The sequence below is a fragment of the Nitratidesulfovibrio liaohensis genome, from assembly GCF_011682075.1.
Lineage (GTDB): Bacteria > Desulfobacterota > Desulfovibrionia > Desulfovibrionales > Desulfovibrionaceae > Cupidesulfovibrio > Cupidesulfovibrio liaohensis.
Genome location: NZ_VSMK01000665.1, coordinates 1 through 13,060, shown reverse-complemented (window position 1 = coordinate 13,060; position 13,060 = coordinate 1). Strand labels below are relative to the sequence as shown.

The window sequence follows — 13,060 nt, the reverse complement described above, 5'->3', positions numbered from 1 at the left end:
GGACCTGGCCGTGCTGGGCGCGGCGCTTACCGGCGTGCTGGGCGACGTGGCCTACATGCTGGTGAAGGATGGCGAAGGCGCCACCAAGGTCATCCACATCAACGTGGCGGGCGCGCGCGACGATGCCGACGCGGAACTGGCCGCGCGCACCGTGGGCCATTCGCAACTGGTCAAGACGGCCATGTACGGGCGCGACGCCAACTGGGGGCGCATCGTGGCGGCGCTGGGCCGCAGCGGGGCCACCTTCAACCCGGCGGCGGTCATCGTGTCGCTGTGCGGGGTGGAACTGTTCCGGGGCGGGCAGCCCACCAACCTGGACTTCGACGCGCTGCTCAAGGAACCGCTGGCCGGGCGCGACATCGTGGTCAACATCATGCTGGGCAACGGGTCCGGCAGCTACCGGCTGCTGGCGTCGGACCTGACGCACGACTATATAAGCTGCAACGCCGACTACCGCAGCTAGCGGCGGAAGGTTGGCTGCTGTCTGTCGTATTCTGGCGGCGGGCAGTGATGATCGCCGATGGTTTTGCGGTTGGACAGGGGGGGGGAATGGCGTCTGACGGCTTGGGCTGCGCAGCGGCTGACCGTCCACGGGCGGGGCTGCATGGCAGCAAAGCCACACCAGCACGCTTTCCGTCCCACGAAAGTGGGCCACGCGCTTGACAGCGCGCCCGCCAACCGGGTACACACGCTTTCTCGCGCGGCGTGCCGCGCGACAACGGAGAGGTGGCCGAGCGGCCGAAGGCGCTCCCCTGCTAAGGGAGTATACGGGCAAAACCTGTATCGAGAGTTCAAATCTCTCCCTCTCCGCCAGTGAAAGTCAACCATCTAGAATGGTTGCAATATCCCGACGGCGGGGGCTTCAGGTCCTTGTGGATACACCACACGGATACAAACTGGAGCCTCCGCCGTGTCGCTTTTCCAGTCCTCCCCGCCGCCCCTTCCTGCGCCATTACCTTCCACTCTCGGCCAGCAGGCCCCCATTAGGTCCCACTCTCGGCCAACCGACCTCCGGCCTCGCGGCCCTCGCTCCACCCTGTCCACGTCAGCACCCGGCTACCTCGTGCAGCACCGGGGCATCCTCTACTTCCGCGTCCGCATCCCTGCCGAACTCCGGGCCTGCCTTGGCTGGACCGAGATTCGCCGCAGCCTCGGCACGGCCAGTTTGAGGGAAGCCCGGCCTCGCGCTTTGAAGCTGGCTGCCGTCGTTCATGATCTATTCAACCTCGCAAGAAGGCACACGACGATGATGGAGAACACCACACCCAGTGAGGACATGCGGGAACTGGCCCGCAAGTGGCTGGATGAAGCCCTGCACGACGAATACGAAACCCTCCTGATCCGGGGGCCGGTCAGGACACCGGGGGAACTCAAGCCCCGTGAGGAACAGTCGGCCAACCTCTACCACACGCTCATGGAGGCGCAGAACCGGAAGGACTACCGGCACACCACCGCCACGGCGCGAGAGGTCTTGCAGCGGGCGGGCTATCCGGCCACCGTGTCACAGCGGGCCGATTTCGGGGGAAAAAGCCCATCGAACGACGACGCCCCAGCCGATGTCCCGACCGGAACCGGATCGCTGCTCTCCGGCCATCCTCGTGCGTCGAGTGACGCCCCCACGAACAACGATGGATCGCGGTCCCCTGTCTCCCGCCTTCAGTTCCTCAAGCTCTGCGATGCCCTGCTTCTGGCACAGGCTGCCGTCATCGAATCGGCATCGTGCCCGACGTTCGCCGGGGAACTGACCGCCCGGACCGACTACCGGCTTTCGGCAGTCCGGACCATCATGGACGCCCCCGGATGGCAGGCCCCGGCCACGGCACCGCATCCAGCCCCTGATTCAGCCCAGGCATCGACTACCACCGCCACCACCGGGGCAGCACAGTCCATCACCCTGTCAGCGGCGGTCGAGAAGTACATAGCGGCGAAAGACCCCGAACTGGCAGAAGGCAGCAAGCGCAACGTCTACGTCAACGTCCGCCAGTTCGCGGAGGCCATCACGGAAACGCGAGGCCGGGACGTCACCTTGGCCGAACTCGACCGGGACATGATCCGGGACTATGGCCGCCTCATGGCTGCCCAGCCTGCGAACCCGAAGAGCAGGGAGTACGCCGGTAAACGCCTGCATGCCCTCGCCGATCTCGACCTTCCGGCGGAAAAGCGACTGTCCGCAAAGACGCTGAACACGAAGTTCAACATGGTCCGTTCGCTGCTGAACTGGCTGGAACTGGAATACGGGATCATCGCCAAGCCCCTGAACGCCGCCTTTGTGATCCCGAAGGCGCAGGGGAAGGCCCGCTCATCCCGACGCCCGTTCACCACCGAAGAACTGCAACGGCTCTTCAACCCTCGTTCCTACCTCGCCGCTACCGAGCAATCCCCGGCCTACTTCTGGACGCCCCTGATCGCACTGTTCACCGGCATGCGCATTGAGGAGATTGCACAACTCCTCGTGACCGACATCCGGCAGGACGATGGCGTGTGGTGCATCGACGTGAACGAGGTCGGGGACGGGAAGCACGTCAAGACCGAGGCGGGGGTCCGCTTGGTTCCGATCCACCCGTTCCTGATCGACGGCCTTGGGTTCCTGCGGTTCGTCGAGGAACAGAAGGCCGCCGGACATCATCGCCTGTTCCACGACCTCAAGCGCGAGAAACGCGGCAACGTCGGCGGCCCCATCACCACATGGTTCACCCGGTATCGGCGCAAGCTGGGCATCGGCGGGACGGACGGCGAAATCAGCGATGTCGTCTTCCACAGCTTCCGGCACACGGTATCCACCTTCCTGCGGACACGGGCCGGGACTGACATCCTGATGATTCAAGAGGTCATCGGGCACGACAAGAAAAGCGGCGACATCGGGGTTACCGCCGCCTACATCGGCAAGTACCCCACCGCCACGCTGCGGGATAAGGTCATTGCGGTCCTGCCGTGGGCCGAAGAACTCTCGCTTGCACGGCTGAAAGACAGTCGCTGGGCAAGGTGATGTACGCATCAGCTCGCTCAATGCTCGCCGGAAGCCCAACATGCACACAACACGGGCCGCTCTTCAGATGAACTGACCAGCCTACCCCCGCCGGAATCGCACGAGGTTGGCGTATCAGGCCTGATCCTGTCCGGGCATGACCAACGACCTACCCCGGACAGATTCCCCCCCCGAACTTGCACGAAAAATGGCCCGCTGTGTTCTGACGACGCAGTGGGCCTTTTCGCGTTCTGGGGGGCAGGAGACTGACGCCCGTCCGGGACCGGAGCAACGACCGTCCATCGTCATTGATTTCAGCTCATTGCAATTAGGTTCCACTCTCGGGCAAAGGGGAACCTCAAGCCAACCTGAAGGGACACCTTAAGCCCAACTGAAAGGGACTACCTTCAGGGACTATAAACAAGATGAACTACGACTAACACCTTAAGCCCCACCTGTGGCTCACCTGATGCCAACCAAAGGCATCACCGCAGGCCCACCTTAAGGGACGCCGCTGCCGTCGTCGTTCATCGTCCATCCCCGTTACAGACCACCCCACCAGCTACGCAAGCCTTCCTGTTCCCCTCTCGGTTCAACCGCCTGCGGCCTCACGTCTCCCCTCCACCGCGCATGGGGGACGGCGTGAGGTCGCGGGCGGTTCTTGGCGCTCCGGGGCATCCCAAACGCCAGCCCATGAGGTGGATCAGTCGTCCATGTCGTTCAAGGCCTACCCTGTTCACCAACCCCAACCGCTCTACCGAGAGCAAGGAACACACCATGACCAAGCAACTCTGCACCCTGTACCCCACCCCCGCGACCATCACTCCCCGCATCCGCCGTCCAGAGCCTCATGAAGAACCATTCGATGCCGTGGCGAACAACATCGGCTCTACCTGCGCAGCCACGCGTGGAGACGAAGTCACGTTCCTTGAGAAGGCCCCCCGTGGGGAAACGATGAACGTCCCCGTCCCCGGCCATTCGGAAACCGAAGCCGGTTCAGACACGGCAGACACCTCGGACATGGCCGATCTGATCCTCAACGTTGAAAATGCCATTGCGGGCATCCATGGGATTGCAGACGCCATCGAGAGTGCTGCGCTTGCAATAGAACCCATGGCACGGCTTGCTGCGGGGCTGGCCCTCGTTCAGGCACCCGGCGCAGTCACCAGCCTTGCCAGATTGGCCCTCGTAGACGCCCACTTCAGCAATGCCCAGAAGAAATACCGTAACATCGCAGAAGAGCTTGAGGGTTACCTCGGACACATGAAGGTAGATGCATACCGTAACGCGGCTGGATAGCCCACTTGCCCCTTTGGGGATCGCTACGGAGCACATGAGGGGAAGACATGTTCATGAATCATGCAAGACCAAGCACGCAAGGCGTCCCGCCAAACGGAAGGGCGCTCCACAGTCACATTGAGAAATATGCCGCAAGAAAGTCCGCCCTTGAGGCCATCCGCCACCACTGCGTCCACGACTGCATGGGTGGTGACCGGCGGGCCGTCGAGGAGTGTATCGACGCCGGGTGCCCGCTGCATCCCTACCGCTTCGGACGCCGGGCCACGACCTGTCCTCATCGGCCCACACCGGCCATCCGGTCCTTCTGCCTCTACCGCTGCATGGGAGGTGATGCCGAGGCCGTGGCCGGGTGTGAGCTGTCCCCGGACGTTGATCCCCGGTACTCCCCGTGCCACCTCTACTCGTTCCGCTGTGGCTGCAACCCGAACTACGCCGCCGCCACTGCGGGCCGAGCATAGGGCGAGGTCGTCATGTGCGAAGCCATCTCGGCAACCACTATGGCGGGCCTCGCCATCGCTTCCGCTGTCGCCTCCACCTCGGCATCCCTGTACGCCCAGCAGGAGCTGGCCGACGCCCAGGCATCGTACCAGTCGGCCATGTCCGACGAGTACGCCCGGACGGCCAAGCTGAACCAAGAGGCGGCCAACAGGGAGTACATTGAGGCCGCAGCCGCCGAGCGCATCAACCAGATGCAGCAGCAGGCGTCGGCTTCCGAAGAACTCCAGAAGCTCCAGCAGGAGAAGATGCAGAAGCAGGGTCAGGCCCTCGCCTCCAGTGAGGCCGCAGGCACCGCCCTCGACGCGCTCATGGCCGACTACGAGCGTTCCGCTGCCCAGAAGCGGGACGTGATCATGCAGCAGCTCGACATGGTGGGCGTCAACGCCGACACCGCCATCAGCGGCTACAAGGACAAGGCCGAGGCCCGCATGAAGTCCCAGTCCAACTACGTCAGCTCCCCCATCAACCAACCGAACTACCTCGGCGGTGCCCTGTCCATCGGTGGCGCGGCGATGGGGGCCTACGACAAGTACGTATACGGGCCGGAGCAGAAGGCCAAACGGTCTACCACCACCGTCCCGTAGGTGGTGGTGATGGTCGTCGTGTTACGGTGGGCCGTTTTTCGATGAAAGACCCCACCCAAGCCGGACGACCTAGACCAACACACGACCCCGTCCCTGTTCGCCTCTCTCCGGCCATCCTCGTGAGCGGACGGCCCAACCTGTCCCACCTCGCGTGGCCCCATACCCACACGACGCACAACGACGGCCCCTCCACATGTCACCCACTCAAGGGCGGCACACGGAGGGGCCGTCGTTGTTCGCGTCAGACTATCGGCTCTGCAAACGAGAAACTACCACGGTGGCAGGGCTGACAAGGAAATCGTGGAAACAACGGTCGCGCTTCCTCGACGCTGTGGTCACCGGATTTTTAGTCCGATGGAGGCACCCGGCTTGCCAAGGACACTGTCCACTACCCGGCGGACATCACCCAGACATCACCTGCCGGTAGGGTTTGTCTCGGCACAGCGACAGGCCCCGTCGTGCTTCTCGCGGATAATCCGTTCAAGGATCGTTGATCTACCGTTCCGTGCGGCATCCACCTTGATGTCGGTTGCCGTGAAGCCAAAGCAGTAGCAGATCAGTTCCGCATCCAAACTACGCCCTCCCCCTTGGTCGTGTGGCACATCCGGGGTCCATGCCCACCTGCACCCCCGCCCTCGTGATCAACGACACCGCCATCCGCTTCACCAACGACGACAAGCTCGTGAACCTGACCGACTTCTGGAAGGCCAGCGGCGCTGACCCCAGCAAGAAGCCCGCACAGTGGCTGAAGGCCGACACCGCCAAGGCTTTCGTCGCCGAGTTGGGAAAAGGTGAAGATATCCACCTTATCCAAATCACCCGTGGCCGCTTCGGTGGCACCTTCGCCCACTGGCAGATCGCCTTGGCCTACGCCAAGTACCTGTCCCCCGAGTTCCACATCCACTGCAACAACATCATCCGCCGATTCGTGGAGGAAGAGCAGAACCCCGACATGGCCGTGGACCGCGCCATCTCGGCCTACCGCCGTCAGGGCAACGGCGTCCATACCCAGCACATACAAAACAAACAATCCACTAACACGCTAAAACTCCAGACTAATATTTATCAAAATTTGCAGCAGCATACCCATCTTTCCGCTCACACTCAGGACAAAGCTCCCCTTCCTCGCGCTCAGTAGTCGAGCCAAGGAACGGGGAATGACACCTAGCGCAAGAAACCACATCCTCTCTGTAGCCGCATAACAGACAAACTTCCGCCTCGACATCGAATAATTCAACATGGCAAACAGAACACTCAATCGTACAAACACCTTCTATATCAATGCTATCAAACAGAAATTGCTTCTGGGCTTCAAAAAAACCAGCATACTCTTTCAACTTAATCCATTTAGGATCATTTATCCTTCTATCACTCCAATCAAGGCCAAGCTCATTCAATGAAAATTTGAATATGAAAACCAAAACACTTCCAATAACTGCTCTTGACGCCTTCTCATTGAATTTAAATTCATAATGCTCAATATCATTTCTTATATCTCTTATGATTTTCAAAGCTTGCTTATCAGATTCATCAAACTCAATACTGCCTAATTTTTCAAGTCTCGTTACAGCCTTTGATGACGAAACAGTGTGTGCATCTAAAGTTGTATACTTATCAATATTTTCGAAAACAAACGATGGATGTATCATCCGCAATCGTTCTTTTAGCAAAAGCTCTACAACATGCGCTACATCAATAATAACCCTCTTATGATCCAAAGGGGATGGGCCGCCTTCAGCAGTCAGATGCTCAATAGCATGCTCAAGGCTGTCGAGCGCGTTTTCAATGAGGCTAAATCTAATCATAATGCGAACCTCACAAAATGGTACACCACCAAAAATTTGCCACCGCACATAAAAACCATACATATAATATCATCGAAAGCAAGTCGCACCGCTGTTCAAACACCCCCGCCCTCACCCCCGTCCGCCACGAAGAGATCGCCATCTGCAACGCCACCATCCTCGCCGCCGTCACGCCCGATGACCGCTGCTACTTCTCGCCCCGCCATGTGTGCGAGGCGCTGGGCATCGACTGGAAGTCCCAGCATGTGAAAATCAAGGCCGATCCGGTGCGTGCCAAAGGCGTGGTGGAAATCACCACACCTTCCGCTGGTGGTGCCCAGCGCACCGCCATGCTCCCCATCGAGTTCCTGTCCGGCTGGCTCTTCACCATCAAGAAGGTCAGCCCCGAAGTGCAGGACAAGCTGAACGTCTTCCGGGCCGAAGGCTTCGTTGCCGGGCACCCCGAATGTTTCTGACACAAAAATCTGACTGCCCATCTCATACACCGACCACGACCCATTCCCCCCATACCGAGGGGTCAATCCATATGGGGTGGTCGTCCGCACACTCACCGTAACACAGCGGGCCGTTTTCCATCGCAGGATGCCCGCAATCACCACGGCCTGACCTTCGCCCAATCATCGCCCACTCCATCGCTCTCCGGCCATCCTCGTTCGCTGACTTGGGCCGGGACGCTGGCCGGGAACAGCCACGCCCACCGACCACCACTTCCCGGTTGACGCCCTGCCTCTTCTTTGTTTACAAAACCTCCTAACGTTCATTAGCGAGTTCTGTAAGCACGGAGACCACGATGGGACGAGACCTCTTTGTTTCCTACCTGCGAGTATCGACGACCAAGCAAGGCGCATCCGGCCTTGGCCTTGAGGCACAGCGGAAGGCGGTAGCCGACTACCTGAACGGCGGGGACTGGACCCTGCTGGGCGAGTATGTGGAGGTGGAGAGCGGACGAAAGAACGACCGCCCCGAACTGCTCAAGGCGCTGGAACACTGCCGCCTGACCGGAGCGAAGCTGGTCATTGCCAAGCTAGACCGCCTGTCCCGCAATGCCCACTTCCTGATCGGGCTTCAGGAAGCCGGAGTGCCCTTCGTGGCTGCCGACATGCCGAACGCCAACGAGTTGACCGTGGGCATCATGGCCCTCGTCGCACGGGAGGAACGGAAGGCCATCTCATCCCGGACCAAGGCCGCCCTTGCCGCAGCCAAAGAGCGAGGGGTCAAGCTGGGGTGCCCCACCGGGGCGTCTCACCTCCGGCAGTACGGCAACGCCGCCGGAGTGGAAGCCGTGAAGCTGAACGCCGACGCACGGGCGCAGGGGCTTCGGTCCCTTGTCGAATCCATCCAGGCATCGGGAATCACGTCGGCCAAGGGGATAGCCGAAGAGTTGAACCGTCGTTGTGTTGCCACCCCTCGCGGTGGTAAGTGGCATGCATCAAGCGTTAGCAACCTCATCGCAAGATTATGTCCGTGACGATGCTCAGAAAGGAGTCCACATGGTCGTCTATCCCATCAGAGTCCACGTCAAAGGATACAGCGGAAGCAATCAGAGGAAGCGTGAAAAACTACACAACGACATTGCTGTAGCCCGCAAGCTTGAGGAGTACACCAACACCGAATTTAAACGTCGCATGGAGCTTGGCGTTGATTCCTGCGTCTTTCTGTACGCGAACATTGCCCGCGCGACAGGCGTTGATGTCGAAACAGTGAGTAGGTTGATGTTCTCCGTTGACTGCGGTTCAAATGGGTTCACGATCTGTGCTCCCGGACACGATCCATTGGCGCGGTAGCTACCCTGTCAGCTACAGTTTTTTTGCCTAACCGACGACTTGCCCCGGACACACACCCCTGCTACAAACGCTCTCTAGGCCCTTCGACGGACCTGAAGAAAACCAGTGATTTCGGCAAGAAACGTATCCGAACTGCCGAATCTCTCCCTCTCCGCCAGACGGCAAAGGGTCACGGTGCAAACCGTGACCCTTTTCACGTTACATTTCGGAGCATTAATTCAATATGGCACTTGTTCATGCCCGCACGCGACGTTTGACACTGCGACGCGCACCGCTTGCCATCAAAAGCCCCGGGCGAAAGGACGTTGCCGAAAGCGTTGCGCTCCTGGCGTGATCTGCGCCTTGATGTGGCGGACGGCGATAATGGTATTTGGCGATAGCTCCATGCCGAGGAAACGGCGCCCGGTAGAGCCTCCACGTGGGACGAATGCGCCCTGCGAGCCCATAAGCCCCGCCCTCAATTCCTCTTGATCAGCCCCACCAGAAACAGCAGCACGATGGCCCCCACCACGGCGGTGACCAGCGATCCCATCATGCCGCCGCCGTGCACGCCCACCATGCGGAACAGAAAGCCGCCCAGCACCGCGCCCACAACGCCCACGGCCATGTTGCCCAGAAAACCGAAGCCGCGCCCCTGCATCAGTTTGGCGGCCAGCCAGCCCGCCAGTGCACCCAACAGCAGAAACCAGATGATGCTCATGGTCGTATCCTCCCGTAATGAATGACGGCGGCTGCGCGGCAGCGGCGCCCGCCGGGGTTGCACCCCCACGTTACCCTCGGCACGAAAAAAAGTCTGCCCCCCGCGCAAACGCGGGACGTACCCGCGCCCGGCAGGGGGCATGGCATGAACGGCAAGGCCGTGGCTGGGCCGGTGCTGGCCGCCCGCCTTGTGCGGTCCGCGACCGTCAGGGCGTGGCACCGCCCCGATTGGCCAGCCAGCCGCCGGTCCACTTGCGTTTGACCGCGTTCTTTTCCGCCAGTTGCACGTAGTGAGCGCATTGCAGCCCGTTGATGCCGTACTGCACGGCACGTGACCGCTTGTCCGCCACAACCTTGCGCAAAGCGGCCAGCGTATTGCTGCCGAAGGCGCCGTCCACAACCAGGTCCGCCCCGTAGCGCCCCTTGTGGTTCAGGGCATTGCACACGCGTTGCAGGTGTTCGGTTACCCGTCCGTTGCCAAGGTTGACCGCCTGTTCGAAAATCTCGCCCGCAAGGCCCTGGTCCCATTCGTCACAGGCAAAGCGGTCCCAGTTTTCCGCCTTGTAGAAGGCAGCCCGTGCCGCCAGCACGCCGGAGTCATGTTCCAGAATGCCGGGAAAGCCGGGCTTGTCCCTGGCTGCATCCACCAGCGGCCATCCTTCCCACCCGGGATGAAAGACCCGGGCAATGCCGAAACAGGTTTCCCCGCCCGCGTCGTCAGGATCGTTGTCGTACACGCCTTCGATGCCATCCAGCTTCGCCAGCTCCGGTGCAAAATTCGCCATGGCGCACCTCCTCGCGCAAGGCTTGGCGGCGCACAGGCGCGGTCGGTTCCCGCCAGTCGGAACCGGCCTGGACAAAGGCAGCCCCGCGTCATGCGGGGTGCCCCCTCGCGCACCGCCTGATCACCCCCGTGCATAGCAGACCGCACACGGAGCGAATACCCCGTTGGAAATTTCGCGGGAGTCGGGAACGGCTGGCCGCCGGGCCACATGCGCGGGCAGGCGAGAAAGCGCAGTCCCGACACACGCACGGTTGCCCGCAAGGCGCGCCGGGGTGTATGCTGTGGGCTACCCGCCGGGCGGGGCCTGTTGCCCCGCGCAGCAACCACGCACGACGCTGCGCATGCCGCGCCGCGTCCCCGGCACTCACGACATGCCCGGCACCCACAGGCATCCGCCGTCATCCAGCATCGCGGGCTTCGTCGGCATCCCTTGCCCTCATCCGCCAGTACGGGAGGTTTCCATGCGCATCCTCGTTCTTCTCCTTGCCCTGCTGCTGTTGCCGGGCGCGGCCACCAGTGCCCACGCCGTGCTCGGCCTGTTCGAGAACAACTACCGGGTGGTGTTCGACGCCGTGCCCGACATCAAGGACGAAAATATCTACCTTGGCGAATCGGTGATGGGCAACATCACCAAGCGCGAGCTGAAGGGCAACAACGTGGTGCTCACCGTGGACGTGAAAAAGGAATTTCTGGGCAACATGGTGGATACCACGGTGTTCGTGGTGGAGGGCGGTCGCCTGAAGCACGCCACCCTGGGCCAGTCGGGTACCTCGCTGAAGGAAGGGGCCAACGTGCTGGGCTTTACCGATGCGCTGCACCTCAATCTGTTCAAGGCCAAGGCGGCCATGAACGACCTTGGCGACTACCTGCGCAAGAAGGCTGACGAACTGGCCCGATAGGCCAAGTCACCCAAGCAGTGGGGGACAGCCCGGTGAAACGCCGGGCGCAGGACCGGGCGAACGCAGAAGGCCCGGCAAGGGTACGGGACAAATCCCGCCCTGCCGGGCCAGTTCGTGCGCAAGAAAGACTGAAGGAAGGTAGGCGCCCCGAACAGTGCCGGAACCGACCGGTGCCGTCAGGGGGTGACCGGTGCCGTCAGGGGGTGACCGGTGCCGTCAGGGGGTGACCGGTGCCGTCAGGGGGTGACCGGTGCCGTCGGGACTCAGGAGCGCGGCACGCGCACCCTCCACAACGCCCGTTCCGCGCCAGCCCGCATATCGGGCTATTCCAGCCGCCCCAGCATGATGGAGGTCACCAGACGGTGGCGTGAAACTCCGCCCCGCCACCAGTAGGCCACGGGATGGCCGGTGGCGTCGGTGGCAAGGCCGATGACCCCGCTGCCCACGCCGCCGATGCCCGGCTCGCGCGTGTCCCTGGGCAGTGCGGCCAGCCATGCGGGGCTGCCCCGCTCCAGGCCGGGAGCGATGACCGGGGGCGCCTCCACCTGCGGAGGCCGGGGCTGCTCCAGAGAGGAACCGGGCACGGGGGCCAGTGCCAGCTCCGATGCGTGTCCCGAAGCCTGTTCCATTGCCTGTCCCGCAACAAGTTCCGACGACGGCGCGACAGCCGGTTCACCAACCGGTGGCGCGGCCCGTACCGCTTCCGATTCGGGGCTGCCCACCCCGCGCATGGCGGCAAGGTCACCGTGCGGGCTCAGGGTACAGTCGGCCACGGGCAACAGTACCTCACCGGGCCGGGCCGGGTTCAGTCGCGGACTGGCCAGCGCCACCATCACATGCCCGGTGGCGGAACTGGCGCTGCGTTCGGCGGGGCGCAGCCAGGCCACCACGTCGCCGGGGCGCAGGTCGGAAACCCGCTCCAGCCGCAGCCAGCCTGTGCCGTCGCCCTTGGGTCCGGCGCGCAGGATGCTGCGATGAAAATCCTCCGCCCGCGGTCGATAGTGCTTGCCGCTGCGGTCCACGGTTGCCAGTGCCGAAGGATTCACCTCGTACAGCAGCAGGGACAGGAAGCCGGAACAGTTCAGTTCGAAGCGGCCCGTCTCCTCGTCCACCACATAGCTGCCGGTGTAGCGGGTACTGCGCACCTGCGAAAGCACGCGCACCGCCTCTGCGTACAGCCCCCTGGCGCCATCGGTGGCGGGCTGGTCGCCGAAGTTCGGCATGTGCGCCGTGGCTGGGGCCACGGAGGTGACGGAAGCGGAGGTAACGGAACCGGACGGCGAGGAATCGGATGCCGCCGGAGCGGCTGGCACGGAATTGGAGGGGGCGAAATCGCCTGCAGTGAAATCAGCTGACGTGGAATCAGATGGCACAGCCACGCCGGGCACGGACGCGGGCAGGGCCTCGGCAACCGAAGCTGCCGCTTGCGGCACATCGTCACCGGCAGCCGCCGCGAAACGGGCGGGCAACACCGTCAGCAGGCAGGCCAGCAACAACAAGAGATGCACCGGCGCACCCCGCCTTTTCCCGTCAGTCTGCATCACGTGTCCCCTCCCCGGCGGCTTTGGCGGCAGTGCCGCCTTGCGTGCACTCGGTGCAGGTTTACACCTGGCCCGGCCGCAGGTGCAGCATATCGTATATGGCGTCCATGTCCACGGCGGCGCGCACGGCGTCGGCCAGCCGGTCCAGCGCCGGGTCCAGCGAATACGGGGCCACCACGCGGCCCAGCGGGGCCAGCCCCCG

Annotated in this window: 13 protein-coding genes and 1 tRNA gene; 10 read left to right on the top strand and 4 right to left on the bottom strand. The window is 62.5% G+C overall.

Annotated features, from left to right (window positions below; translation table 11 throughout):
• From FVW27_RS17565 to FVW27_RS17540, 6 genes are all read left to right on the top strand, one after another.
• Nucleotides 1-463 (top strand): bifunctional ornithine acetyltransferase/N-acetylglutamate synthase (locus tag FVW27_RS17565; protein ID WP_208294868.1); only part of this gene is annotated, 463 nt, incomplete at its 5' end.
• A gap of 257 nt (nucleotides 464-720) precedes the next feature.
• Nucleotides 721-813: transfer RNA gene (locus FVW27_RS17560), tRNA-Ser, on the top strand.
• Between the two features lie 250 nt (nucleotides 814-1,063).
• Nucleotides 1,064-2,986 carry a DUF6538 domain-containing protein gene (locus FVW27_RS21185; protein WP_167127680.1) on the top strand — a complete coding sequence of 641 codons (1,923 nt, stop codon included), beginning with the start codon at nucleotides 1,064-1,066 and terminating at the stop codon, nucleotides 2,984-2,986.
• A 756-nt stretch (nucleotides 2,987-3,742) separates the two neighbouring features.
• Nucleotides 3,743-4,264: a hypothetical protein gene (locus tag FVW27_RS17550; RefSeq protein ID WP_167127677.1), complete on the top strand. Its 522-nt coding sequence runs from the start codon at nucleotides 3,743-3,745 to the stop codon at nucleotides 4,262-4,264.
• A gap of 470 nt (nucleotides 4,265-4,734) precedes the next feature.
• Nucleotides 4,735-5,346 (top strand): virion core protein, T7 gp14 family, encoded by a 612-nt coding sequence (locus FVW27_RS17545; protein WP_167127674.1) that lies wholly within the window; start codon nucleotides 4,735-4,737, stop codon nucleotides 5,344-5,346.
• Nucleotides 5,347-5,983: 637 nt separating this feature from the next.
• Entirely contained in the window at nucleotides 5,984-6,484 is a 501-nt protein-coding gene (locus FVW27_RS17540) for a KilA-N domain-containing protein (RefSeq protein WP_167127671.1), read from the top strand.
• On the opposite strand, the gene FVW27_RS17535 is transcribed toward FVW27_RS17540, so the two are convergent.
• A complete protein-coding gene (locus FVW27_RS17535; protein WP_167127668.1) occupies nucleotides 6,402-7,151 on the bottom strand; it encodes a hypothetical protein in 750 nt (249 codons plus the stop codon). The two genes, FVW27_RS17540 and FVW27_RS17535, sit on opposite strands and share 83 nt — an antisense overlap.
• Before the next feature lie 17 nt (nucleotides 7,152-7,168).
• Between FVW27_RS17535 and FVW27_RS17530 the strand changes: the two genes are divergently transcribed.
• The 3 genes from FVW27_RS17530 to FVW27_RS17520 all read left to right on the top strand — a co-directional run bounded on the left by FVW27_RS17530 (nucleotide 7,169) and on the right by FVW27_RS17520 (nucleotide 8,935).
• Entirely contained in the window at nucleotides 7,169-7,606 is a 438-nt protein-coding gene (locus tag FVW27_RS17530) for a phage antirepressor N-terminal domain-containing protein (protein ID WP_167127665.1), read from the top strand.
• Nucleotides 7,607-7,941: 335 nt separating this feature from the next.
• Entirely contained in the window at nucleotides 7,942-8,619 is a 678-nt protein-coding gene (locus FVW27_RS17525; RefSeq protein ID WP_167127662.1) for a recombinase family protein, read from the top strand.
• Between the two features lie 22 nt (nucleotides 8,620-8,641).
• The gene (locus FVW27_RS17520) at nucleotides 8,642-8,935 is read left to right on the top strand and encodes a hypothetical protein (RefSeq protein ID WP_167127659.1); all 294 of its coding nucleotides are present in this window, start codon (nucleotides 8,642-8,644) and stop codon (nucleotides 8,933-8,935) included.
• A gap of 457 nt (nucleotides 8,936-9,392) precedes the next feature.
• Here the strand turns inward: FVW27_RS17520 and FVW27_RS17515 are convergent, their stop codons facing one another.
• Together FVW27_RS17515 and FVW27_RS17510 are read right to left on the bottom strand one after the other, a co-directional pair.
• Nucleotides 9,393-9,635: a GlsB/YeaQ/YmgE family stress response membrane protein gene (locus tag FVW27_RS17515; RefSeq protein WP_167127656.1), complete on the bottom strand. Its 243-nt coding sequence runs from the start codon at nucleotides 9,633-9,635 to the stop codon at nucleotides 9,393-9,395.
• 205 nt (nucleotides 9,636-9,840) lie between these two features.
• Nucleotides 9,841-10,419, bottom strand: a complete 579-nt coding sequence (locus FVW27_RS17510; RefSeq protein WP_167127653.1) for a glycosyl hydrolase 108 family protein — start codon at nucleotides 10,417-10,419, stop codon at nucleotides 9,841-9,843.
• Between the two features lie 460 nt (nucleotides 10,420-10,879).
• Between FVW27_RS17510 and FVW27_RS17505 the strand changes: the two genes are divergently transcribed.
• Nucleotides 10,880-11,317, top strand: a complete 438-nt coding sequence (locus FVW27_RS17505; protein ID WP_167127650.1) for a hypothetical protein — start codon at nucleotides 10,880-10,882, stop codon at nucleotides 11,315-11,317.
• Between the two features lie 323 nt (nucleotides 11,318-11,640).
• Here FVW27_RS17505 and FVW27_RS17500 read toward each other — a convergent pair whose 3' ends face one another.
• Nucleotides 11,641-12,858: a hypothetical protein gene (locus FVW27_RS17500; protein WP_167127683.1), complete on the bottom strand. Its 1,218-nt coding sequence runs from the start codon at nucleotides 12,856-12,858 to the stop codon at nucleotides 11,641-11,643.
• Nucleotides 12,859-13,060 lie beyond the last annotated feature (202 nt).

Excerpts from the sequence above, each read along its gene's own strand:
- FVW27_RS17530 (WP_167127665.1), top strand. The coding sequence starts at position 7,169 with ATGGTACACCACCAAAAATTTGCCACCGCACATAAAAACCATACATAT.
- FVW27_RS17545 (WP_167127674.1), top strand. The coding sequence starts at position 4,735 with ATGTGCGAAGCCATCTCGGCAACCACTATGGCGGGCCTCGCCATCGCT.
- FVW27_RS17525 (WP_167127662.1), top strand. The coding sequence starts at position 7,942 with ATGGGACGAGACCTCTTTGTTTCCTACCTGCGAGTATCGACGACCAAG.
- FVW27_RS17500 (WP_167127683.1), bottom strand. The coding sequence starts at position 12,858 with ATGCAGACTGACGGGAAAAGGCGGGGTGCGCCGGTGCATCTCTTGTTG.
- FVW27_RS17505 (WP_167127650.1), top strand. The coding sequence starts at position 10,880 with ATGCGCATCCTCGTTCTTCTCCTTGCCCTGCTGCTGTTGCCGGGCGCG.
- FVW27_RS17550 (WP_167127677.1), top strand. The coding sequence starts at position 3,743 with ATGACCAAGCAACTCTGCACCCTGTACCCCACCCCCGCGACCATCACT.
- FVW27_RS17510 (WP_167127653.1), bottom strand. The coding sequence starts at position 10,419 with ATGGCGAATTTTGCACCGGAGCTGGCGAAGCTGGATGGCATCGAAGGC.
- FVW27_RS17535 (WP_167127668.1), bottom strand. The coding sequence starts at position 7,151 with ATGATTAGATTTAGCCTCATTGAAAACGCGCTCGACAGCCTTGAGCAT.
- FVW27_RS17515 (WP_167127656.1), bottom strand. The coding sequence starts at position 9,635 with ATGAGCATCATCTGGTTTCTGCTGTTGGGTGCACTGGCGGGCTGGCTG.
- FVW27_RS17520 (WP_167127659.1), top strand. The coding sequence starts at position 8,642 with ATGGTCGTCTATCCCATCAGAGTCCACGTCAAAGGATACAGCGGAAGC.